Origin of the sequence: Dehalococcoides sp. UCH007 (genome assembly GCF_001010485.1) — a bacterium.
Classification (GTDB): Bacteria; Chloroflexota; Dehalococcoidia; order Dehalococcoidales; family Dehalococcoidaceae; genus Dehalococcoides; species Dehalococcoides mccartyi_A.
The window spans coordinates 481,396-505,383 of record NZ_AP014722.1 but is presented as its reverse complement, the minus strand read 5'-3'; the positions used below and the strand labels follow the sequence as shown (position 1 = coordinate 505,383).

Genomic DNA, 23,988 nt, shown 5'->3' with positions numbered 1-23,988 from the left:
ATAAAACAGGCTATATCGGGATAATAAAAAGAGGGGCATAACGCCCCTCTTTTCAAGACTATAACAACCGAAGCTTATTTAAGCCTAAAGGCAATTTTCCGGCAGACTGCTCACAGCGGGTGCAGAAGCTGCAGCGGCAATACGTTCCGCTCTTTCAACTGTAGCTTCCTTGCAGGACTTACACTGGGCAGGTATAAGCTTGCCTATGATAACATTTTCCTTAAGGCCGGACAGCTTGTCCACCTTGCCGTAAATGGCGGCATCAGTAAGGACGCGGGTAGTCTCCTGGAAGGAGGCCGCCGCTAGCCAGCTTTCGGTGCTGAGTGAGGCACGGGTGATACCCATAAGCACGGTATGGGCAGTTGCCGGTTCGCCGCCTTCGGCCAAAACCTTGGCATTGATATCCTCATAACGGAACTTGTCCACCAGTTCACCCGGAACAAGGTCTGTATCACCGGAAGAATCAATACGTACCTTGATAAGCATCTGGCGGGCAATAACCTCTATGTGCTTATCATTGATATGTACACCCTGAGAGTAGTAGACCTTCTGGACTTCTTCAACCAGATACTTCTGAACAGCATCCCTGCCCAAAATGGATAGAATATCTTGCGGGTTTATAGAGCCGTCAGTCAGCTGCTGACCGGCACGGACACTATCCCCGGTTTTAACCTTTATCTGCATGGCGGCAGGTATAGCGTATTCGCGTTCTTCATTTTCGCTGTACTTGATGGTAATCAGATTGCCATCCACTGAAACTTCACCAGCCACTCTGGCAACTACATTCTGGTCGCTCTGAACAACAGCTTTGGACTTGCCTTCCATTTCAGGCGAAGCCAGTACCATACCGGAATCCACCCACTGACCGCTTTGAACCTGAGTCTTCCAGCCGGAAGGTAATTCGTATTCATCCTGATAGACCTCATCTGAGGCTATGCGGATATGGCGGCCATTTTCATTTTCAATAACTTCTACCGCACCGTCTATCTCAGAGATTATAGACTGAACCTTGGGCGGGCGGGCTTCAAAGAGTTCTTCAACTCTGGGAAGACCGGTAGTAATATCTACGCCTACCACACCGCCGGTGTGGAAGGTGCGGAGTGTCAGCTGGGTACCGGGTTCACCGATACTCTGGGCGGCAATAATGCCTACGGCGGTATTCATGTCTACCAGACGGACACGGCCAAGGTCACGCCCGTAACAGCGGCGGCACATGCCGTGAGTAGCTTCGCAGGTAAGAGGAGAACGCACAAAGACCTCGGTAATACCAGCCTCGCCGATAGCCTTGGCCTTAGCTTCGTCAATCTCTTCATTGTTTTCCACAATAATTTCGCCGGTTTGGGGGTGAACCACATTATGAGCAGCCCAGCGGCCAAGTACACGATCAACCAGCGGTGGCAGCATACCCTTTTCTTTGGGCTCTACTATCCAGGTGCCGTTTGAAGTGCCGCAGTCTTCCTGAAGAATAATAACATCCTGTGTTACGTCTATAAGACGGCGGGTCAGATAACCTGAACCGGACGTACGCAAAGCGGTATCAGCCAGACCTTTGCGGGCACCATGAGTAGATATAAAGTACTCCAGGGCAGTCAAACCCTCACGCAGGGAAGACTTGATGGGGAAGTCGATAATACGGCCGGAAGGGTTAGTCATAAGGCCGCGCAGACCAGCCATCTGGCGTATCTGGGAAATGTTACCTTTAGCACCAGAGTTAGCCATCATGTAAACAGAACCCTGTTTGTCAAAGCCAGCCTGAATGGCGTCCGTAATGCGGTCAGTCGTTTCCATCCACGTTTCAATAATACTATTGTAACGTTCATCCTCGGTGATAAGACCGCGGGCAAACTGCCCTTCGGAGATTGCAGTCCGCTCATCAGCAGCGGCTACCAGTTTAGCTTTTTCACGCGGTACTGAAATATCACTCATGGCAATAGAAATGCCTGAACTGGTGGCGTATTTGAAACCAAGCTGTTTAATCTTGTCCAGCATGATAGCCATATCCTGGCTGGAAAGTATCTTGTAACAACGTCCGATTATCTTTTTAATGGCGGATTTGGGTATGTCCATATTCTGAAACTCTACAGCCTTGGGCAGGACATCATTGAATATAATCCGCCCGGTAGTGGTTTCCAGCATATTCCCTTTGCCGTCACGTACCTTGATAATGGCACGGAGGTCAATAATACCCATTTCGTAATAATGTTTGGCTTCTTCAAAGTCACTGAAGACTTTACCCTCACCTTTTGCGCCCGGACGGGTGGTTGTCAGGTAATAACAACCAAAGACCATATCAAGACTGGGGGAGACCACCGGCTCACCGCTGGAGGGAAGCATCATATTATGAATGGACAGCATGGTTTCACGGGCTTCTTTCACGGCCGCCTTGGAAAGAGGCACGTGGACAGCCATCTGGTCACCATCAAAGTCAGCGTTAAATGCTGAACAAACCAGCGGGTGAAGCCTGAGGGCACTGCCGTCAATGAGTACCGGCTCAAAGGCCTGGATACTAAGGCGATGCAGAGTAGGAGCACGGTTAAGCATAACCGGCCTCTCTTTGACCACCTCTTCCAAAATATCGTAAACCTCAGGGCGGGCACGCTCTACCAAACGGCGGGCACTCTTAGGGGCTAACCCGTCACGTACCAAACGGTGCATGACAAAGGGTTTAAAGAGCTCAAGTGCCATACGGCGGGGCAGACCGCACTGTGAAAGTTTGAGTGAAGGGCCTACCACAATAACCGAACGGCCTGAGTAGTCAACACGTTTACCCAGCAGATTCTGGCGGAAGCGTCCCTGTTTACCGCGAAGCAAGTCAGAAAGCGACTTGGCTTTGTGGTCACCATTTACAGCCACGCTCTTGCCGCGGCGTCCGTTATCAATCAGTGAATCCACCGCTTCCTGAAGCATACGTTTTTCGTTGCGGATAATAATCTCCGGAGCCCCGATTTCCATCAGGTGCTGGAGACGGTTATTGCGGTTAATAACCCTGCGGTAAAGGTCATTTAAGTCACTGGTGGCAAAACGGCCGCCGTCAAGCTGAACCATAGGACGCAGGTCCGGCGGCAGTACCGGCAGAACCGTCATAATCATCCACTCAGGCTTGTTGCTGGAACGGCGGAAAGCCTCTACCAGCTGAAGTTGTTTGCCAGCCTTTTTGCGGCGCTGGCCGGAAGTAGAGCGGGTTTCCTGAATAAGTTTGCTCCGCTCCTTGTCCATATCAATGTAAGAAAGCAGTTTTAACAAGGCCTCAGCACCCATAGATGCTTCAAAAACATTGCTGAAACGCTGTTTCAATTCGTAATACTGGTTTTCGGTCAGCAGATTACCTATTTGCAGGTCTTTCAGTTGGTCTATAAGCAGCTGGATATCTTCTTCCATTTGCTCACGTTCAGCTGAAAAATCACGGCGAACCTGATTAATAGCTTCAACAGTGGCATCTTCAGCTTCCATCTGGGCAACCTTGGTATCTACCTCGCTGCCCTTATCAGCCACCCGCTGGGATGAAATAACCTCAAGGTCTTTAATAGCTTTTTCACGGGCTTCATCATTTACCGCAGTGATAATGAAATGGGAATAATAAATAATCCTTTCAAGGCTACGGGTAGAAAGATTAAGCAGCAGGCCTACCCGGCTGGGAATCCCGCGGGTGAACCAGATATGGCCTACCGGACAGGCCAGTTCAATATGCCCCATCCGTTCACGCCGTACCTTGGCACGGGCAATTTCCACGCCGCACTTATCACATATAATGCCCTTGTAGCGGATACGTTTGTATTTGCCGCAAGCACACTCAAAGTCCTTAATAGGGCCAAAAATGCGCTCACAGAAAAGACCGTCCCGCTCCGGCTTTAACGTACGATAGTTTATGGTTTCAGGTTTGGTAACCTCACCATAAGACCAGCTTCGTATCTGGTCAGGGGAAGCCAGCGAAATCCGTATAGCATCAAAATCATTAACTTCGTTCATCGTTTTCGGATACCTCTTCATCATTTGATGACATTGCCAAATCTTGATCGTCAGCATCAATTACCGACATCATGGAGTCTTCTATATCCTCTGTGCCTGCATACAGGGTTTCAGGAAGTATTTCAGCAGAAATATCATCACTCCCCGGCTGGTTTCCTTCATTCAGAGAGGCTACTTTCTCGGATGGAGCAATTTTAACTTCTTCATTTATCACTTCAACTGCCAAACCCAGACTCTGCAGTTCCTTTACAAGCACCTTGAAGGATTCGGGTACACCGGGCTGGAGTACATCCTCCCCCTTTACAATAGATTCATAAGCCTTGGCTCGCCCGGCAATATCGTCTGACTTGATAGTCAGCATCTCCTGAAGGTTATGAGCTGTACCATACGCGTACATGGCCCAAACTTCCATTTCACCAAAGCGCTGGCCGCCGAACTGGGCTTTACCGCCAAGAGGCTGCTGGCTGATAAGTGAATACGGACCGGTTGCACGGGCATGTACCTTGTCTTCCACTAAGTGGATAAGTTTAAGGATGTACATATTGCCTACGGTTACCGGCTGGTCGAAGGTTTCGCCGGTGCGGCCATCACGCAGTACTGATTTACCCACAATAGGCGAAGGCAGGCGGTTTTGGCTGCTCACTTCGTAAGCTTTCTTTTCCAGTTCAGCCCCACTTAAAGCAGAGGCATCTACTCCCATATCCTTAAGCCAAAGCTTAAGGCTGACCTCCTTGGCCAGACCAGGGTGTTTTTCATCAAATATCTTCTTGCCGTCAAAGCCCTGCTGTTTTATCCACTCTATAGCCTTGGCATTATCTGCGCTGGGGCGTTTGTTTTCAGGGCTCATGTCTATTGCACCAGCCTTGGTTGAAAGCCAGGAGCGGGCTAAAGCGTCTTCAATAGCGGTATCATCCGCCCCGTCAAATACGGGGGTAGCCACTCTGAAGCCCAGCAGATGTCCTGCCCAACCCAGATGGGTTTCCAAAATCTGTCCCAGATTCATGCGTGAAGGTACGCCGATGGGATTCAAAACCACATCTACCGGGGTGCCATCAGGCAGATAAGGCATATCCTCTACTGGGGCAATTATAGAGATAACACCCTTGTTGCCATGGCGGCCAGCCAGTTTGTCACCCACTGAAACCTTGCGTTTCTGGGCAACCCAAACCTGCACCCATTTGTTCACTCTGGCAGGCAAGTCATCACCGCTGTCACGGGAGAAGACCCTTACATTTATAACCTTACCCCATTCACCATGAGGCATACGGAGTGAAGTGTCCTTAACTTCGCGGGCTTTCTCGCCGAAAATGGCCCGAAGGAGTTTTTCTTCTGCTGAAAGCTCGGTTTCACCCTTGGGGGTGATCTTACCCACCAGAATATCATCCGGGCCAACTTCAGCCCCTATGCGGATAATACCGTCTTCATCCAGTTCGCGCAGGCTTTCTTCACCTACGTTGGGAATATCACGGGTGATTTCTTCAACACCCAGTTTGGTATCACGGGCCTCAAGCTCATGCTTGGTAATATGAATAGAGGTAAAGGCGTCTTCCCTTACCAGACGTTCGCTGAGGATAATAGCATCTTCATAGTTAAAACCCTGCCAGCTCATAAAGGCCACAACACAATTTTGACCCAGAGCCAGTTCGCCGTTTTCGGTAGCAGAGCTATCAGCCAGTACCTGCCCGGCCTCTATCTTCTGTCCTTTATTTATAACGGCATGCTGATTTATACATGTACCCTGATTGGTGCGGACAAATTTCTTGAGCAGATATTCATCATGTCCGCCGTCAGCGGTGCGGATTATTATTTTCTCGCTGGTAACCGAAGTAGCTACACCGGCGCGCTTGGCAAAAATAACCTGACCGGAGTATCTGGCTGCTTCGCGTTCCATACCGGTTGCTACCATGGGAGCTTCTGCCCGAAGCAGAGGCACAGCCTGGCGTTGCATGTTGGCACCCATAAGGGCGCGGTTGGCATCGTCATGCTCAAGGAACGGAATAAGCGAAGCCGCTACGCTGAAAATCTGTTTGGGTGAAACATCCATGTAATCAATCTTTTCGGGGGGCTCTATTACATAGCGTTCAGCCAGACGGGCTTCAATCCTTTCATCAAGGAAATAACCTTTATCGTCCAAACGGGTATTAGCCTGGGCGATAATATAGCGGTCTTCTTCATCTGCAGGCATATATTTGACTTCGGCAGATACAAACGGCATAACCTGAATATCACACTCAGGCAGCTTTGAAATGAGCTTAAAGCTGTCTTCGGTAATGATAGTACCGGCAGCCGCAAGAACCTTGCCTTTTTCACTGACTTCGGTCTTCAGTTTAAGACCAACCAGTTTTTTATCACTATTTTTCAGTTTGGAATAAACCTTGCGGTAGGGAGTTTCCACAAAGCCATAGCGGTTAATCCGGCTATAAGTAGCCAGAGAACCGATAAGACCAATATTCGGGCCTTCAGGCGTCTCAATGGGGCAGATACGCCCGTAATGAGAGTAATGAACGTCACGAACGTCAAAGCCGGCTCTTTCGCGAGAAAGACCGCCGGGACCCATGGCGGACAGACGGCGTTTGTTGGTTATTTCAGCCAGAGGGTTAGTCTGGTCCATAAACTGGGAAAGCTGTGAACCACCAAAAAACTCTTTAACAGCTGAAACCACCGGACGGATATTAACCAAAGCACTGGGAGTAACCATTTCCAGATTGACAATGCTCATTCTCTCACGGGCAACTCTCTCCAAACGTACCAGACCTATGCGGAACTGGTTCTGAACAAGTTCACCCACAGTGCGGATTCTGCGGTTGCCCAAATGGTCAATATCATCCGGAGTATCCTGTCCGTTATTGACCATGATAATCCGCTGGATAATGGCTACTATGTCCTCACGGGTAAGGGCACGGTTTTCACCAACCTCACGGGCCGGCAATTCCAGACGGCGGTTAACCTTGTAACGGCCTACCTTACCCAGATCATAGTGCTGGGGGTCAAAGAACATTTCGTTAATAAGTTTGCGGGCGTTGTCCGCATTGGGCGGATCACCGGGGCGCAAACGGCTGTAAATATCAATAAGGGCACTTATTTCATCCTTTATAAGCGGATCACGGTCAATGCTGGACTGGATATAATGGCGTTCGGGGTCATTATCAATAACCTCAAACAGGTTTAAAATATCCAAATCGTCAGAATAACCTATGGCCCTCAGAAGGGTACTGACGGGAATCTTGCGACGCCCGTCAATTTTTACTGAAATAACATCCCGGTTGGAGGTTTCAAACTCCAGCCAGGCACCCCTGCTGGGAATAAGGTTAGTATGGCAGAGAGGGCGGCCGGTGGCCGGGTCATCTGAAATGGTAAAGTAAACACCCGGTGAACGCAATAGCTGGCTGACAACTACCCGCTCCGTACCGCTGGTAATAAATGTACCCAAAGCGGTCATAAGTGGGATATCCCCGAAGAACAAATCAAAGGGTTCTTTGATTTCACCGGTAGTTTTTACTATCAGCCTGGCTTTTACATATAGGGGCACAGAGTAGGTCTGGTCACGCTGGGTGCATTCGTACTCGGATAAACGGGGCTCTCTGAATTCATAGCCGATGAATTCCAGTTCCAGCCTGTTTCCCACAAAGTCTTTGATTGGAGAAATCTCCTCAATCAGTTCACGGAGACCCTCCTCCTGAAACCAGACAAAAGACTGCAGTTGCATCTCTATCAGGTTAGGTACATTGACAACCTCGGGTAATTGGGCATAAGATTTGCGGATTACACCAGTGGCGGCGTCGGCCTTAGGTAACATAGATACCATGTCTGCTCCTTATTATAATCTCAAGGGACGTCGTTGCGCTAAAAAACGAAAGCGCACAATAATGCGGCTAGAAGAAAAAATCGCTGTTTTTGGTTTGACATTTTTTTTGGAGGCATAATTTGCAAATAATAATGGTACTCCTGTAAGCACAGTTTGTCAAGCATTATACCAGTTTTTATGTAATATAAATAGTCTGTTTAACCTGAAAAAATACCAACAATGAAAATATTTTATTTACGCACCTATTTTCCTTATATATATAACAAAATTGACGTACCTATAGCCTTGTGTTAGTATAAAACAGGTTTAAAAGTTATGTTTTGGCAGGGGTTTCATATTGGGGAAAGCCCCTTTTTCTTTATCAGATACTAGAATGAAATACTTAGCAAGAGGTTGGCAACTGTATGACACTCCTTGAAGAAGAAATTATCCGCCATTCCTCAGACCAAGATACCCTTGTTACCATAGGCGTTTTTGACGGTGTCCACCTGGGGCATCAGCACCTTATAAATGAGCTTAAAAAACAGGCCAAAGAACGTAATCTGCAAAGCTGCCTTATCACCTTTAAAGACCACCCCAGCAAAGTGCTTGGACAGGATGATATTAAACTGATACTAAGTTTGGAAGAACGCAATCTGGCGCTTTCGCAAATGGGGCTCGACCAGATAATAATGCTCTCTTTCACCCCTGAAATCTCCACTGTCTCCGCCACCGACTTTGTAGGCTATCTACTGGACCACCTGCATATGAAAGGTATTGTGGTAGGTTCGGATTTTGCTTTGGGCAGAAACCGGGCTGGAGATACCACTGCTCTTAGGCGGCTTAGCCATATTATGGATTTTAGCGTTTCGGTAGTATCGCCGGTAGTTATAGAAAACCAGATAGTCAGCTCTACTGCCATCCGCCGGGCACTACTTTCCGGCAATGTCAGCAAAGCCCGCCTGATGCTGGGAAGAAACTATCACCTCCGCGGGACTGTTCAAAACGGGGCAAACCGGGGTACGAAGCTGGGCTTCCCGACCGCCAACCTTACCCTGCCCGGTTATCTGGCCTTGCCGGCAGACGGTGTTTATGCCGCCAAAGCATTTTTAGGCGAAAAAGAGTATAACGCGGTAGCAAATATAGGCTCATGCCCAACTTTCGGGCAGGAGGAACACCGCCTTGAAGTCCACCTGCTGGATTTTGCAGGTGATATAAGAGGGCAAGTACTTAAGGTGGAATTTGTAGAATTTTTACGGCCTGAAATCTGCTTCGCAGATGCCGAAGCCCTGAAAACCCAGATTTCAGCTGATATATCAAAAGCCAGAGATATACTGAGGTAATACCAGATGAACCAAGCGGAAAACCGGATAGACCAGATTTTGAAACGGGGCGTAGCCGAGGTAATTGTAGAAGAAGACTTTAAAAAACTGCTTCTTTCGGGTAAAAAGCTCCGCCTGAAAGAAGGCTTTGACCCCAGTTCGCCGGATATCCATCTGGGACACATGGTAGCCCTTAGGAAACTCCGCCAGCTTCAAGACTTGGGGCATCAGGTAGTTTTGATAGTGGGAGACTGGACCGCCCAGATTGGTGACCCTTCCGGCGCTTCTGTCACCCGCCCCATGCTTTCGGCCGAGCAGGTAAAGGCAAATGCCAAAACCTATCTGGAGCAGTTTTTCAAGATTGTAGATAAAGATAAAACCGAAGTCCGCTGGCAAAGCGAATGGTACGGTAACTTTAAACTGGAAGACGTAGTCCGCCTTTCTTCCAAATTTACCGTAGCCCAAATGCTGGCCAGAGACGATTTTGCCAAAAGATATGCCGCCGGCAAACCCATCAGCGTAACCGAACTGCTCTACCCCATGCTTCAGGCCTATGACTCTGTCATGGTGAAATCTGACGTGGAGTTCGGGGGGACAGACCAGAAGTTTAATTTGCTGGTAGGGCGCGAACTGCAGGAAATGCTGGGGCAGAAACCCCAGCAGGTGCTAATGGTACCTATACTGGTAGGCACTGACGGCGTCCACAAAATGAGCAAGAGTCTGGGCAACTATATCGGCGTAGCCGAAGAGCCCACTGAAATATTCGGCAAGTGTATGTCTATCCCGGATGAGCTGATACTCCAGTATTTTGAACTGGTGACCGACATACCCGCAACCGAAATAGCTGATTTTAAAAACCAGATGGCAAACGGTCTGATAAACCCCATGGTACTTAAAAAACGCCTTGCCCGCGAGCTGATAACTCAGCTTTACAGCACAGCTGCCGCCGAAGAGGCGGATGCCCAGTTTACCCGGGTGGTGCAGCGGGGTGAAATACCGGAAGATATGCCGGAATGCCGCCTGGAAAACGGTGAGGGCATCTGCGTGATAGATTTTATTATCAAGGCGGACCTTGCCAAGAGCAAAAGCGAAGCCCGCCGCCTGCTGGAACAGGGCGGGGTGGAAATAAATTCCGCTAAAATATCAGACCCCGGTACAACTGTAAAATGCGGTGATATAATAAAAGCCGGCAAGAGACGCTACTCCAAAGCTGTTTAGAATTTTGCTAAAAGCAATATTTTTTATATACTAAAGGTAATATTTGAAAAGGAGCCAGTATGCAAAACCTGAGAATCCCCGGACCTACCCCCTGTCCTGAAGAAGTCTTAACCGCCATGGGCCAGCAGATGATAAACCACCGCGGACCCGAAATGGCAGCTATCATGAAAGAGGTAGCTGAAAAACTGAAGTATTTCTTCCAGACAAAGAATGATGTCTTGGTGCTCACTGGCTCAGGTACTGGCGGCCTTGAGGCCGCGGCTGTCAACTTTTTATCTCCCGGTGAAACCGTACTAAGCGTTTCCATAGGTGTATTCGGCGAACGCTTTGCCAAGATTGCCTCCATTTTCGGGGCTAAGATAATTGCCCTTAATTTTGAGCACGGCAAAGCGGCTGACCCCGCTCTGGTCAAAAAGGCTCTGGCGGAACACCCCGAAATAAAAGCGGTGCTGATTACCCACAACGAAACCTCCACCGGCATTACCAATGACCTTAAATCTCTGGCATCCGTAGTAAAGGGTGCCGGCAAGCTGCTGATGGTAGATGCCATTTCCAGCCTCAGTTCCATTGACCTGCCGGTTGACGAATGGGGTTGTGACGTAGTTGTATCCGGCTCACAAAAAGGCTGGATGGTTCCCCCGGGTCTGGCTTTTATTTCTGTCAGCCCTGATGCATGGAAAGCCAATGCCGAATCCAAGATGCCCCGTTTCTACTGGGACTTGGCTAAACACAAAGCCAGTATTGAGAAAGGGCAGACACCCTGGACACCCTGCGTTTCAGTTATTGTAGCTTTGCACAAAGCTTTGATTATGATGGAAAAAGAAGGTATGCAGAATATTTTCAAACGCCACCAGAAAATTGCTGACTTTACCCGCAAGGGTGTCAAAGAGCTGGGTTTGACCCTGCTTGCCGAAGAAAAATATGCATCCAACACCGTTACTGCGGTTTTGGCTACCGAGGGGCTTGACCCCAAGAAGCTCTTAAAGGTAATGCGCGAAGAATACAACACCGTGCTGGCCGGCGGACAAGGCCCTCTGGAAGGCAAGATTTTCCGTATAGGTCATCTGGGTTGGGTAACCGAAAACGATATCAAAGTTACACTGGATAATCTTAAATTAGCCCTGCCCAAGGCAGGTTTCAGGAGTTAAAATGAAAAAAGTACTGGTAAGCGATGCACTCTCCGCAACCGGATTATCACCCCTTAAGGAGATTGCACAGGTAGATGTAAAGACCGGCCTTAAACCGGAGGAATTGGTAAATATTATCGGTGAATATGACGCCCTGCTGGTACGCAGCCAGACCCAGGTCACCGCTGATATTATCAATGCCGGTAAAAAACTGCAGGTTATCGGCCGGGCCGGAGTGGGCGTAGATAATATTGACTTAAAAGCTGCCACCGGTAACGGTATTATCGTGGTAAATGCCCCCACCGGCAACACTATCTCCGCTACCGAACATACCCTGGCCCTTATGCTGTCTATGGCCCGCCATATTCCCAGAGCCAACGCCAGCCTGAAATCCGGCCAGTGGAAACGCAATGAATTTGTAGGCTCTGAACTTAAGGGCAAAACTCTGGGCATTGTAGGTTTGGGCAATATCGGCTCTGAGATAGCCAAAAGGGCTTTAGCTTTGGAAATGCGGGTTATAGGTTATGACCCCTTTATATCTATGGAACGTGCCAAAAAACTGCAGGTAGAACTGGTACCCTTTGAAGACCTGCTGAAGCAGGCTGACTTTATCACCCTGCATGTTCCCATGACCGGCCAGACCAAGGGACTTATCGGTCCCAAGGAACTGGAAATGATGAAACCCACTGTCCGCCTTATCAATACCTCCCGCGGCGGCATCATAGACGAAGAAGCACTGGCAGCAGCCATCAAAGAAAAGCGTATCGGCGGTGCCGCTATTGACGTTTTCTCCAAAGAACCCTGCACCGAAAGCTGCCTTTTTGAGTGTGACAATATTATTGTTACCCCCCACCTGGGTGCTTCCACTGCCGAAGCTCAGGAGCTGGCTACCTCTGACGTAGTCAAACAGGTAATAGATGTATTTGAAGGCCGCCCTGCCCGCTACGCCGTAAATGCACCCTATATCTCGGCCGAAAGCCTGCCGGTAGTTGGTCCTTTCATGCCGGTTGCCCGCACAGTGGGCAGCCTGGTAAGCCAGCTGACTGACGGGCACATGAAAAATGTGACCATTAAATACTGCGGCGAACTGGCCGCTTATGACACCACCGCCCTGAAGGCCCTGGTGCTGGGCGGTATACTTGAACATATCAGCGAAGAACGGGTAAACGTGGTCAATGCTGATATCGTAGCCGCGCAGCGCGGGCTGGGTGTAACCGAACAAAAAGAAGCAGCCTGCCAGAATTTTTCCAGCCTGATTACAGTCACCATAGATACCGATAACGGTAAATCCAATACGGTTGCCGGCAGTCTGGTACGCGGTGATGTACACATTGTGAAATTGAATGATTACTGGATAGATATTGTACCTACCGGCGGTTATTTCCTGTTTGCAGACCATATAGACCGCCCCGGACTGATAGGTGCGGCCGGCAAGATTACCGGGGATGCAGATATCAACATAAGCTATATGCACCTCAGCCGCCAGAAAGCCAGGGGGCAGGCCCTGATGATACTGGCTCTGGATGAACCCCTGCCGGAAAAACAGCGCCAGCAGCTGCTGTCCCTGCAGGACGTTCAAACTGTCCAAGTTGTAAAAATCTAGTCTTTTAGAGTTTGTGGTAATATGGCAAGGCTACCGCTTAAATTGCTGGTAGCCTTGCCTATTTGAGGAATAAATGAAAATCGGTGTACTGGCCCTGCAAGGGGCATTCCGGGAACATATACATATGCTGCGCACGCTGGGAGCGGAAGCGGTGGAAGTACGCAAGGCTGAAGAACTGTCTGAACTTTCTGGGCTTATTATTCCCGGCGGTGAAAGCACCACCATAACCAAGCTCCTTTACACATTCGGCCTGGCCAAGCCTGTAAAAGATTCAGCCCGTAACGGCATGCCCGTTTGGGGTACCTGTGCCGGTATGATTTGCCTTGCCAAAGAGCTAAGCGGAGATATCTCCGGGGTAAAAACGCTTGAACTTATGGATATAACTGTCCGTCGGAATGCCTTCGGCAGGCAGGTGGACAGCTTTGAGGCAATGCTGAAGATAAAAGGGCTGGAAGGCGGGGATTTCCCTGCAGTATTTATCCGCGCTCCTTTGGTAGAAAAAACCGGCAAAGATGTTGACATACTGGCCAAGCTGCCTGATGGGATTATAGTGGCAGTAAGGGAGAATAACCTTCTGGCAACATCGTTCCACCCCGAACTCTCTGCGGATAACCGCTTTCACCGGTACTTTATCCAGATGGCCAAAGATTATAAGCCCTGATTAAAATATTTAGGTAAAATCATAAAGGGGAGGTTTTCACCTCCCCTTCTTTGTTTTATAAACCTATGTGGTTTACTTTTTAGTACTTGCCTCAGAGTCAAAACGGTAAACTACCAAGCCCGAAGGCAGCTTGGGGAAGAAGTAAGTGGATTTGCGGGGCATGCGGTCAGATACATCTGAAATAGCCTTGATAATTTCCGCCTTCATAGGATTCAGAATAAAAGCCATCTGGAATTCACCAGATTTCACCCTTGAAACCACATCATTACGGTCAAAATTGAAAGATATGCGTGGGTCCTCCACCGTCTTCAGCCCCATCAGCTCCTCAAGGATAATATGGTCAAGTACACTAACATCCAGTTTCTTATATATATCAGAATGGAAATACGGCATAAGATTACTGGCGGTCTCAACCTCACGCAGGGTCAGCAAGGTAAAATTCTCTGTGCCGCCCAAACCATACATAGCCAAGCGGATTTTACCCTCTTCTCTAAGAGCCTTATCCAGAGTATCCCAAGCACCAGGCAGTTTGGCAGGTATAGTAGTTACATCAAAGAAGGAAGCCAGTTTAGTCTTAAGGTTTGACAAGGTATTTGCATCCATACCACCCAGCAGGCGGTGTGCCGGCAAAACTACCAGACCGGGATCGGCAAAATCTACCAAGGTCATCATTACAAAATTAACCGGGTCATCAGAGGGCAGCTGAGGGTTGCCGGCCAGACGTTCACGCCTATAAGTCAAGGCACTTTCATAGCGGTGATGCCCGTCAGCTATATAGATGGGTTTCTTGTCAAACAAAGCTGTCACCTTGGCTATAGCAGAATCATCGGTGACTACCCAAAGTTCGTGGCGTTCGCCTTCAATATTCATGCTGACAGCCGGCTTGCCGCCTGTTTGGATTTCCAATACCCGGTTTATATCTTTTTCAATATCCTGATACAGCCCGTACACCGGGCTGGTATTGGCGCGGACGGCTGAAATAAGATTAATCCTATCCCTTTTAGGTTCGGAAAGTGTGCCCTCGTGGGGGCGGATAACCATCCTGTCCCATTCCTCAAGCCGCACTCTGGCAATAATTCCCCGTCTTTTATACTGTTTGCCGAACACACTGAAGTAATGGTCATGTATATATATAGCTGCCTTCTTTTCAGCAGTTATTACCCGTTCACCTATCCATTTTTCCAGTATGGCGGCGGCACGGGTATAGCGGTTGTCTACAACATTATCTTGAGGGGTAGGCTGGCTATATTCCAAACGTATATAGTTGTAAGGGCTGCGTTCTTTAAGGGCTTTTTCCTGTTCAGGGCTGATAATGTCATAAGGCGGACAGATAACATCTGCCATATCGTCCACAAACATAGGGTTGTAACGTAATCCATGAAAAGCCCGAACTTCAGCCATTTTTCTAGCTTCCTCTCACAAAATTCTGGTTTTAGTTTAACTTAGAACGGCGTCTGACGCAAGCCCCTGTCAAACGTAAGCGGTTATACTTTTGTACTTGCTCTAAACAGGGGCTGTGATATACTAATAACCTGTATGGAAGATATGTTTTCCCCCCGAACTGAAATAGAAAACCTGAGGCGTGAAATAAACCGCCATAACCAATTGTATTACGTTCAGGATAACCCTGAAATCTCTGATTCCGAATATGATGCCTTGCTCCGCCGTCTGAAAGAACTGGAAGAAGCCCACCCTGAGCTTGTTACGGCGGACTCACCCACCCAAAGAGTAGGTGCTGAGCCGCTAAAGGCCTTCGGCATTGTCAATCACCCTTATCCGCTGCTTTCTCTGGCAAATGCCTTTTCAGATACGGAACTGGAAGCCTGGTACCTGCGGGTAAAGAAACTGCTGGGGAATGCCGCTTTTCAGATAGACTGCGAACCCAAAATGGACGGGCTGGCAGTTGCACTTACCTACCGAAACAGCAAGTTTACCACCGGTGCTACCCGGGGTGACGGCTTTCAGGGCGAAAATATTACCCGAAACCTGAGAACTATCCATTCTATACCCTTAAATACCAAGGAAGGTGCCCCCCCTGTTTTTGAAATAAGGGGTGAAGTGTATCTTCCAAAAGAAGGCTTCGCCAAACTCAACCGTGAAAGGGCTGATAAAGGGCTATCCCTTTTTGCCAACCCCCGCAATGCCGCCGCCGGTTCGCTCCGCCAGCTTGACCCGTCAGTAACGGCCGAAAGACCGCTGGATATATTTATTTATGCTCTGGGGTATGCGGAAGACAGCCTGCTGCCTGACAGCCACTGGCAGATACTGGAGTACTTCAGCCGCCTGGGTTTCAGGATAAACCCGCGTAACCGTCTGGTAAACACCCTGGAAGAAGCCAAAGAATACTACCGTGAGATGGCGGAAAACCGGGATTCCCTGCCCTACGAAGCAGACGGGGTAGTCTTCAAGGTAGATTCCGTATCCCTGCAGCAAAAACTGGGGGATGCGGGACGTGAACCCCGCTGGGCTATCGCCTATAAATTTCCGGCCGAACAGGTCACTACCCTCCTTAGAAAAATAGGCATATCGGTAGGCCGTACCGGCACTTTAAACCCGTATGCCATCCTTGAACCGGTAAATGTAGGCGGGGTAGTGGTAAAACAAGCCAGTTTGCATAACGAAGATGATATCCTCCGCAAGGATATCCGTGAAGGGGATACGGTAGTAATCCAGCGGGCAGGCGAAGTAATACCTGAGGTAGTTGCCCCGGTGCCGGCTAAACGCAGCCCCGAATCAAAACCCTTCAGCATGGAGGAAACCCTGTTTAACCCCAAACTTAACCGCCCGGCCTGCCCGGTGTGCGGAGGGGAAATATACCGCCCCGCAGGCGAGGCTATGCACTACTGTGCCAACGTTTCCTGCCCCGCCCAGTTTGAACGCCAGCTGGAACACTTTGTTTCCAGAGGGGCTATGGATATCCGCGGCATCGGCGAAAGCCTGAGCGTGATACTGGCACAAGAGGGATTGGTCAAAAACGTATCAGACCTTTACTACCTAACTGCGGCTGATTTACTGAAACTGCCGCGCATGGGTGAAAAAAGTGCGGATAATATAATAAAAGCTATTGCAGACAGCAAAAGCCGCCCGCTGGACAGGGTAATATTCGGGCTGGGTATCCGCCACGTGGGGAATGAGACAGCCGCTTTGCTATCCAGCCGCTACGGGGATATATGGGCACTGGTTGGGGCAGGTCTTGATAAACTGCAAACCATACCGGATATAGGTGCCAAGATAGCCAGCAGCATAAAAGCCTATTTCAGCGAAGAAAAAAACATAGCGGTCATCCGCCGTTTGGAAACAGCCGGAGTAAAGCTTGCTTCAGACCAAAAGCCCTCACACAAACCTCTGCCGCTTTCCGGAGTGGAGTTTGTAGTCACCGGCAAACTGGAAAGTTTAAGCCGCGAAGAAGCACAGCAAAAAATCCGCTCACTTGGCGGCACGGCCAAGGACAATGTTACCAAAGCAACCCGCTATCTGGTAGTAGGTGCTGATGCCGGCTCCAAGCTGGCTAAAGCCCGCAGTATGGGGGTAAAAGAGCTGTCCGAACAGGAATTTATAAATATGCTGGAGCAATCTTGATGAAACTTATTATCGGTCTGGGAAACCCCGGCAAAGAATATTCAGGCAACCGCCATAACGTGGGTTTCCAGTGCCTGAGCCGTTTTGCCAAAGACAACCATATCAGCTTTGACAAAAAATGCTGCCTTTCCCGCACCGGTTCCGGCCGCATAAATGACGAGGAAATAGTGCTGGCCAAACCCCAGACTTATATGAACCTCTCCGGCAAAGCCGCCAGCCAGCTGCTACGCCGTTACAACCTTAAAGCCGCTGATATTATTGTGGTGCAGGATGATTTGGATTTGCCTGCGGGCAAAATACGCCTGCGGCTGGGGGGAAGTGCCGGAGGGCATAACGGCATTTCGTCTATTATTACAGACATCGGCACCAAGGAATTTATCCGCCTGAAGATAGGTATCGGCAAGCCGGATAGCCGGAATAACGGAACTGAGGTGGTAGACCATGTACTGGGCAACTTCGGCGGGGAAGAACGGGAGATTATGGACAAGGCTATTACCCGTGCTTCCGAAGCACTCACCTGCCTGCTGACCTGTGGGCTGGATACCGCCTCCAACCGTTTCAACTCTTAAATCTTTGCCCCAAATAGCACGGGGGTGTTATAATTCCCTTGCTTTTCATGGATAATAAACGTATTTTCATTGCGGTTATAGGTGCCTCCAAAGCCACGCCGGAAGAAACCCGTTTGGCAGAGGAAGTGGGCAAAGAACTTGCGCTTAGGCAGGTTACACTTGTCTGCGGGGGCATGGGCGGGGTAATGGAAGCCGCCTGCCGGGGCGCAGCCTTAAACGGGGGGCTGACCATAGGCATACTGCCGGGAAACAGCCGCGAAGAGGCAAACCCGTATGTCCAAATACCCATAATAAGCAGTATAGGCTTTGCCCGGAATGTTATGGTGGTCAAATCTGCCCAGGCGGTTATTGCGGTGGGCGGTGCTTACGGAACATTGTCTGAAATAGCCTATGCCCTCCAAAGCGGACTGCCGGTAATCACTTTAAACAGCTGGTCAATGAGCCAGAACGGCAAGGCTGACGGTGCTGTAATCAAAGCCGGAAATGCCCTTGAAGCGGTTACAATGGCTCTGGATTTAATAAACTAATACGAGTGTGAGGTAATTGTGTCTGCAGTAGTCAAGTCTATCAAGGCCAGAGAGATACTGGATTCCCGTGGCAACCCCACCGTTGAAGCGGATGTAGTTTTATCTGACGGCTCTTTCGGCCGGGCGGCTGTACCTTCGGGTGCTTCCACTGGCAGCCATGAAGCCGTGGAACTGCGTGACGGAGACAAATCCCGCTATAACGGGCTTGGCGTACAAAAGGCAGTTACTAATTTAAACACCGCCATTGCTAAGGCCATATCCGGTTTCAAAGCATCAGACCAACAGGGGCTGGATAACCTTTTGATAAAACTGGACGGCACTCCCAATAAAGCCAAGCTGGGGGCTAACGCCATGCTGGCCACTTCACTGGCAGTTGCCCATGCCGCAGCCGCATCCTGCCATATGCCTCTTTACCGTTACCTGAACAACTGTGACGAATACATCCTGCCCGTACCCATGTTCAATATATTAAACGGCGGCAAACACGCCTCAAACTCCACTGACTTTCAGGAGTTTATGGTGATGCCCACAGGTGCCAAAAGCTTTGCCGAGGCACTCCGGATGGGTACCGAGGTTTACCACAGCCTGAAAAAAGTGTTGAAAGGTATGAACCAGAATACTACTGTAGGTGATGAAGGAGGTTTTGCCCCTTCCCTACCCACCAATAAAGATGCGGTGGAAGTCATACTGCAAGCCATCGAAAAAGCCGGCTACCGCCCCGGTGAAGATATATTCATAGCCCTTGACCCGGCCTCAAGCGAACTTTATCAGGAAGGCAAATACACCCTGGCAACTGAAAATAAAACCCTCAGCAGTGCCGAAATGGTGGATTACTGGTGCGGCTGGGTGGAAAAATACCCCATAATCAGTATTGAAGACGGCCTTTTTGAAGATGACTGGGACGGCTGGAAAATGCTTACCCGGAAACTTGGCGGCAAGGTGCAGCTGGTGGGTGATGATTTTTATGTCACCAATATAAAGCGGCTGGAAAGGGGCATAAAAGAAAATGCCTCCAACTCCATACTTATTAAACTTAACCAGATAGGCACTTTGTCTGAGACTATTGCCGCTATCAAAATGGCAAATAATTCCGCCTGGACGGCAGTGGTCAGCCACCGCAGCGGAGAAACCGAAGATACTACTATTGCAGATTTGGCTGTGGCCATGAATGCCGGCCAGATAAAAACCGGCGCTCCCTGCCGCGCGGAACGCACTGCCAAATATAACCGCCTGCTCCGCATTGAAGAGGAACTGGGCGGAAAGGCCAAATACCCCGGCAAAGAGGCCTTTTTCAACTTAAAATAATTACAAAAGGATATAGAAACCCTCTGGATGCAGCCGGCAGCCGGTGAAAACCCGCCCACACTGCATCCGCAGGGTGAAGTTTTAAAGATATGCCAGATGCCATATGGGATAAAAAATTTTTCATAAAATGTGAGCTGTTTTGAAAAATAACGGGCACCCCAAATACATCGGCATTACCACCACCGTACCCATAGAAATACTGCTTTCAGCCGGTTACAGCCCGCTGGACCTGAATAATATTTTCGTTTCAGACCCCAATCCTGACAGGCTTATCCGCTTGGCTGAAAAAGACGGCTTCCCCTTAAACTGCTGTGCCTGGATAAAAGGCATTTACGGTGTCTGCCTGGATAAAGGCATAAGCGAGGTTATCTGTGTAACCAGCGGTGACTGCTCAAACACCCAGATGCTAAGGGAAGTTTTGAACCTAAAAGGTATCCGCACTATTCCCTTTGACTTCCCCACCGAACCCAACCCCGCGGAGGTAAAAGCATCTCTGTCAAAGCTGGCCATTAGGCTGGGTACTACTCTTGAGGCGGCGGAAGAATGGCGGAAAACACTTAGTCCCGCCAGAGAGCTGGCACACAGACTGGACTACCTGTGTTATGCCGAAAACAAAGTATCCGGTTTTGAAGACCACTACTGGCTGGTATCCAGTTCAGATTTTAATAGTGATTATGTAAAGTACCAAGCTGACCTTCAGAAACTTCTGAATACAGCGAAAAGCCGCACCCCTTACCCCTCAACAGAACTAAGGCTGGCATATCTGGGCGTTCCTTCGGTATTCGGGCAGGAGCTTTACCCTTACCTTGAGCAAAACGGAGCCAGAGTGGTGTTTAATGAAATTCAGAGGCAGTTCAGCCTGCCCGAAGGCGGTGCTGATATCTCCCAGTCTTACACCGCTTATACCTACCCCTACCCCATGGAATACCGCTTAAGGGATATTCAGATCCAGCTCACTGAGCGCCGCATAGACGGCATAATCCATTACACCCAAGCTTTCTGTCATCGGGCTATCGGTGATATTATATTGAGGCAAAAGCTGCCGCTTCCCATACTCACCCTGGAAGGCAACGCAGATTTTCATTTAAACCAGCATCAGAAAACCCGGCTTGAGGCCTTTTTGGATATGCTTAAGGCCAAAAAACAGATAAATCTATAATTTACTTGAAGGGGGATTATTATGGTAACCAGAATCGGCATTAACGGGTTCGGACGAATCGGGCGTATTACCCTAAGGACTATTAACCAGTACCACCGCGGCGAACTTGAAGTAGTAGCGGTAAATGACCTGGCAGACAATAAATCCAACGCCCACCTTTTAAAATGGGACTCAACCTACGGCAAATATCCCGGTACAGTTGAATCTGATGACTGCTCTATAATAGTAGATGGCAAACCCATTAAAGTTTTCAGCGAACGTGACCCCATGCAAATCCCCTGGGAGACCGCCGGGGTGGATTTGGTGATTGAATCTACCGGTTTATTTACCGATGCCGCCAAAGCCTCCGCCCACCTTCGCGGCAGTGTTAAGACTGTGGTCATTTCCGCCCCGGCCAAGGGTGAAGATATCACCGTAGTTATGGGTGTAAACGAAGAAAAATACAACTGCAATACTCACCGTATTATCTCCAATGCATCCTGCACCACCAACTGTGTCGCCCCCCTTATCAAAGTTCTCCATGATAAATTCGGTGTTAAAAAAGGCTTCATGACTACCTGCCATGCCTATACCAATGACCAGAAGATACAGGATATGTTCCATAAGGATATCCGCCGGGCCAGAGCCGCCGCGGTCAATGTTATCCCCACCACTACCGGTGCCGCTAAAGCGGTAGCTTTGGTGCTGCCCGAACTTAAAGGCAAACTGGACGGTATTTCATTCCGCATACCCTCTGCCAGCGTTTCACTGGTGGATTTTGTAGGTGAACTGGGCAGAAATGTAACCGTAGAGGAAGTAAACGCCGCTTTCAAGGAAGCCGCCCAGGGCAAGCTGGCCGGCATACTGGAATACTGCGAAGAAGAGCTGGTCAGCAGTGATTTCAAGGGCAACCCTGCCAGTTCCATCATAGATGCCCCCAGTACTATGGTGCTGGACGGCAATATGGTAAAAGTACTTTCATGGTATGACAATGAATGGGGTTACTCCACCCGCCTGGGAGATTTGATAGCTTATATTTCCAAATAGATTTTTAAACTAATAACTAGGATAGATTTAAACGTAAGTTGTTGACATGCTAAAGCTATTAGTTTAGAATTTAGCCCGATTAACGGAGGACAAAATGAAATTAATTGTAATAGGTCTTGGGCAATGCGGCAGCCGCATAGCGGATGAGTTTGCCCGTATGGATAAAAGGGCCCGCTCCCAGCGTAACGTAAGCATCTGCCCGGGAGTATTTGCCGTGAACACAGACCAAGCTGACCTTTCAGGTCTGGTTACCATCAAACCTGACCACCAACACCGCATACTTATCGGCGGGCGTAAAACCGGCGGCCATGGGGTAGGTAAAATAAATGAACTGGGTGCTGAAATTGCCAGAGCAGATGCCGACAAGGTTATAGATGCCCTGCGCACCACCAAGCGTTTTTATGATGCAGACGGTTTTCTGGTTATTGCCGGTGCGGCCGGCGGTACCGGTTCGGGTTCGGTTTCCATTATCGCCCAGCATATCAAAGAGCGCTATATGGACAAACCGGTTTATGCCCTGATAGCCCTGCCCTTTGAGCATGAGGAGAAAACCGAAGAACGCACCGTTTACAATACCGCTGTCTGCTTAAAATCCATCAGTTCGGTTGCAGATGCGGTTATACTGGTGGAAAACCAGCGTTATGTCCGCAAGGATTTTTCACTCCGCTACAACCTCTCCAAGATAAACTCCCTGATTGTTGAGCCCTTTTGGGATTTGCTGTGTGCCGGTGAAGAAAAGAATTCCAAGTACATTGGTGCCAAGACCATGGATGCCGGTGATATCATCCAGACCATTTCAGGCTGGACCGTTATCGGACACGGCAAGGCCCGCGTCCGCACTCTGACCCTGCCCTTTGATAAAACTGACCATTTCCGGATGAAGAGCGTTTCCAACTACAAGGGCATCCGGGCTATGGATGAAGCCGTAAGCGAGCTTTCCCTGAAAATTGACCCCCGTGATGCCGGACGGGCGCTGTTCCTTATTTCCGCCCCTGCTAAAGAAATAAATATGGATATCATAAAAGAACAGGGTGACTGGCTGCGTGAGATGGCTCCTAACGCCATTATCCGCAATGGCGACTATCCCCGTGAAAAAGATACCATGACCGTAACCGTTATTTTCTCTGAGCTGTCTGACCTTGAGAGGGTACGTTACTATTACAACCGCTCCACCAGCATGATGCCGGTAATCAAGCAGCGTCAGGCTGACCTGGCGGACAGGCGGCGTGACATCGATGAACTCAGTAGAGATATTCCTTCCCTGCTTGAATAACCTCTAAACCACCATGGCACTTTAACGGCTTCGGAAATTCCGAAGCCGTTTTTTATTGTCGCAGAATACCTCTTGGCAACCAAATAAGTTTTTAAATATTTACCCCATGCATTATTAATTTTTTTAATTTACATATTGACTTTTTTAATTTTTCGCCATATAATACTGACATAAGTTAAATATATACCCGGAGGTACTGGATATGGCAAAAGACTGGCAGGAACTGACCAAGCTCACTCAGGGAACAGCCGTGACGGTTGAGCGGGTCAAACTGGTATCTTCAGGCATTGCCATTGAGGGGAGCTTTGATTTACCTGCTTTGGCCAGACTCTCCGCTGAAGACCAGGTATTTGTAATGGCATTTGTAAAATGCCACGGCTCAATAAAAGACATGGAAAAGTTTTTCGGTATCAGCTACCCCACCGTTAAAAACCGCCTGCAGCGGATAGGGGCAAATTTCAGCTTTGTTGAAAACTTCCCAACCCCGCCCAAGACCAATGAAGATGATAACATACTGACAGAACTGGAAAAGGGTGGGATTTCGGTAGAAGAAGCTCTAAGGAGGTTGCAAAGATAATGTACTGGCCACCTATGCTGTTTTGGGTAGGAATACCATTCGGCAAACATAGCAGAAGTTTCCCGCTTATACTGCCGCTATTTCTGGTCTACCCCATTGTACTGGCGCTGATGATCGTATTTGCACCGTTTATGCTGCTAGCCATTTTGCTGACATGGTCAAGCGGCAAAGGCCGCTTCCTTTTACTTGTCGGCCCATATTCATACCGCTTGTGGTGTGCCCTCAGGGGTATGAATGCAGATATCCGCGACAATAAAACACGTATAAAAGTACAGTTTATATAAGGGGGAAT

At 49.1% G+C, this 23,988-nt stretch carries 17 protein-coding genes; 14 read left to right on the top strand and 3 right to left on the bottom strand.

Annotated features, from left to right (window positions below; genetic code table 11):
* Positions 1-84: 84 nt before the first annotated feature.
* Together rpoC and rpoB are read right to left on the bottom strand one after the other, a co-directional pair.
* Positions 85-3,966 carry a DNA-directed RNA polymerase subunit beta' gene (gene rpoC / locus UCH007_RS02670; RefSeq protein ID WP_046960988.1) on the bottom strand — a complete coding sequence of 1,294 codons (3,882 nt, stop codon included), beginning with the start codon at positions 3,964-3,966 and terminating at the stop codon, positions 85-87.
* Positions 3,953-7,771, bottom strand: coding sequence for a DNA-directed RNA polymerase subunit beta (rpoB, locus tag UCH007_RS02665; RefSeq protein ID WP_046960987.1), 3,819 nt, complete (start codon positions 7,769-7,771; stop codon positions 3,953-3,955). The genes rpoC and rpoB overlap by 14 nt, the downstream gene beginning before the upstream one ends.
* A gap of 404 nt (positions 7,772-8,175) precedes the next feature.
* Here rpoB and UCH007_RS02660 point away from each other — a divergent pair, with 404 nt between their 5' ends.
* The 5 genes from UCH007_RS02660 (at position 8,176) to pdxT (ending at position 13,681) form a co-directional block, all read left to right on the top strand.
* Positions 8,176-9,093 (top strand): bifunctional riboflavin kinase/FAD synthetase, encoded by a 918-nt coding sequence (locus UCH007_RS02660; protein WP_046960986.1) that lies wholly within the window; start codon positions 8,176-8,178, stop codon positions 9,091-9,093.
* A gap of 6 nt (positions 9,094-9,099) precedes the next feature.
* Positions 9,100-10,290, top strand: coding sequence for a tyrosine--tRNA ligase (gene tyrS / locus UCH007_RS02655; protein WP_046960985.1), 1,191 nt, complete (start codon positions 9,100-9,102; stop codon positions 10,288-10,290).
* 59 nt (positions 10,291-10,349) lie between these two features.
* Positions 10,350-11,438, top strand: coding sequence for a pyridoxal-phosphate-dependent aminotransferase family protein (locus UCH007_RS02650; protein ID WP_046960984.1), 1,089 nt, complete (start codon positions 10,350-10,352; stop codon positions 11,436-11,438).
* A gap of 1 nt (position 11,439) precedes the next feature.
* Positions 11,440-13,020, top strand: coding sequence for a phosphoglycerate dehydrogenase (serA, locus tag UCH007_RS02645; RefSeq protein ID WP_023652107.1), 1,581 nt, complete (start codon positions 11,440-11,442; stop codon positions 13,018-13,020).
* Between the two features lie 73 nt (positions 13,021-13,093).
* Entirely contained in the window at positions 13,094-13,681 is a 588-nt protein-coding gene (gene pdxT, locus UCH007_RS02640; RefSeq protein WP_046960983.1) for a pyridoxal 5'-phosphate synthase glutaminase subunit PdxT, read from the top strand.
* Positions 13,682-13,753: 72 nt separating this feature from the next.
* On the opposite strand, the gene UCH007_RS02635 is transcribed toward pdxT, so the two are convergent.
* Entirely contained in the window at positions 13,754-15,082 is a 1,329-nt protein-coding gene (locus UCH007_RS02635; protein WP_023652105.1) for a DUF1015 domain-containing protein, read from the bottom strand.
* Positions 15,083-15,226: 144 nt separating this feature from the next.
* Here UCH007_RS02635 and ligA point away from each other — a divergent pair, with 144 nt between their 5' ends.
* From ligA to UCH007_RS02590, 9 genes are all read left to right on the top strand, one after another.
* The gene (ligA, locus tag UCH007_RS02630) at positions 15,227-17,260 is read left to right on the top strand and encodes an NAD-dependent DNA ligase LigA (RefSeq protein WP_046961528.1); all 2,034 of its coding nucleotides are present in this window, start codon (positions 15,227-15,229) and stop codon (positions 17,258-17,260) included.
* A complete protein-coding gene (gene pth / locus UCH007_RS02625) occupies positions 17,260-17,829 on the top strand; it encodes an aminoacyl-tRNA hydrolase (protein ID WP_046960982.1) in 570 nt (189 codons plus the stop codon). The genes ligA and pth overlap by 1 nt, the downstream gene beginning before the upstream one ends.
* A gap of 47 nt (positions 17,830-17,876) precedes the next feature.
* Complete coding sequence (locus UCH007_RS02620; protein WP_041341602.1) at positions 17,877-18,356, top strand: TIGR00725 family protein; 480 nt, start codon at positions 17,877-17,879, stop codon at positions 18,354-18,356.
* An 18-nt stretch (positions 18,357-18,374) separates the two neighbouring features.
* Entirely contained in the window at positions 18,375-19,661 is a 1,287-nt protein-coding gene (gene eno / locus UCH007_RS02615; RefSeq protein ID WP_046960981.1) for a phosphopyruvate hydratase, read from the top strand.
* A gap of 139 nt (positions 19,662-19,800) precedes the next feature.
* Positions 19,801-20,820, top strand: coding sequence for a 2-hydroxyacyl-CoA dehydratase family protein (locus UCH007_RS02610; protein ID WP_046960980.1), 1,020 nt, complete (start codon positions 19,801-19,803; stop codon positions 20,818-20,820).
* 21 nt (positions 20,821-20,841) lie between these two features.
* The gene (gene gap, locus UCH007_RS02605; RefSeq protein WP_023652098.1) at positions 20,842-21,846 is read left to right on the top strand and encodes a type I glyceraldehyde-3-phosphate dehydrogenase; all 1,005 of its coding nucleotides are present in this window, start codon (positions 20,842-20,844) and stop codon (positions 21,844-21,846) included.
* 94 nt (positions 21,847-21,940) lie between these two features.
* A complete protein-coding gene (locus tag UCH007_RS02600; RefSeq protein ID WP_010936364.1) occupies positions 21,941-23,119 on the top strand; it encodes a tubulin/FtsZ family protein in 1,179 nt (392 codons plus the stop codon).
* Between the two features lie 202 nt (positions 23,120-23,321).
* Positions 23,322-23,696, top strand: coding sequence for a DUF2089 domain-containing protein (locus tag UCH007_RS02595; RefSeq protein ID WP_012881846.1), 375 nt, complete (start codon positions 23,322-23,324; stop codon positions 23,694-23,696).
* On the top strand, positions 23,696-23,980 hold the full coding sequence (locus UCH007_RS02590) for a hypothetical protein (RefSeq protein ID WP_012881845.1): 285 nt from the start codon (positions 23,696-23,698) through the stop codon (positions 23,978-23,980). Before UCH007_RS02595 ends, UCH007_RS02590 begins: the two co-directional genes overlap by 1 nt.
* Positions 23,981-23,988: the final 8 nt, after the last annotated feature.

Bases quoted from the DNA above. Each gene is read 5' to 3' on its own strand.
- gap (WP_023652098.1), top strand. From the start codon at position 20,842: ATGGTAACCAGAATCGGCATTAACGGGTTCGGACGAATCGGGCGTATT.
- serA (WP_023652107.1), top strand. From the start codon at position 11,440: ATGAAAAAAGTACTGGTAAGCGATGCACTCTCCGCAACCGGATTATCA.
- rpoC (WP_046960988.1), bottom strand. From the start codon at position 3,966: ATGAACGAAGTTAATGATTTTGATGCTATACGGATTTCGCTGGCTTCC.
- pth (WP_046960982.1), top strand. From the start codon at position 17,260: ATGAAACTTATTATCGGTCTGGGAAACCCCGGCAAAGAATATTCAGGC.
- UCH007_RS02660 (WP_046960986.1), top strand. From the start codon at position 8,176: ATGACACTCCTTGAAGAAGAAATTATCCGCCATTCCTCAGACCAAGAT.
- UCH007_RS02635 (WP_023652105.1), bottom strand. From the start codon at position 15,082: ATGGCTGAAGTTCGGGCTTTTCATGGATTACGTTACAACCCTATGTTT.
- UCH007_RS02595 (WP_012881846.1), top strand. From the start codon at position 23,322: ATGGCAAAAGACTGGCAGGAACTGACCAAGCTCACTCAGGGAACAGCC.
- tyrS (WP_046960985.1), top strand. From the start codon at position 9,100: ATGAACCAAGCGGAAAACCGGATAGACCAGATTTTGAAACGGGGCGTA.
- UCH007_RS02650 (WP_046960984.1), top strand. From the start codon at position 10,350: ATGCAAAACCTGAGAATCCCCGGACCTACCCCCTGTCCTGAAGAAGTC.
- UCH007_RS02600 (WP_010936364.1), top strand. From the start codon at position 21,941: ATGAAATTAATTGTAATAGGTCTTGGGCAATGCGGCAGCCGCATAGCG.
- pdxT (WP_046960983.1), top strand. From the start codon at position 13,094: ATGAAAATCGGTGTACTGGCCCTGCAAGGGGCATTCCGGGAACATATA.
- UCH007_RS02620 (WP_041341602.1), top strand. From the start codon at position 17,877: ATGGATAATAAACGTATTTTCATTGCGGTTATAGGTGCCTCCAAAGCC.
- ligA (WP_046961528.1), top strand. From the start codon at position 15,227: ATGTTTTCCCCCCGAACTGAAATAGAAAACCTGAGGCGTGAAATAAAC.
- UCH007_RS02590 (WP_012881845.1), top strand. From the start codon at position 23,696: ATGTACTGGCCACCTATGCTGTTTTGGGTAGGAATACCATTCGGCAAA.
- rpoB (WP_046960987.1), bottom strand. From the start codon at position 7,771: ATGGTATCTATGTTACCTAAGGCCGACGCCGCCACTGGTGTAATCCGC.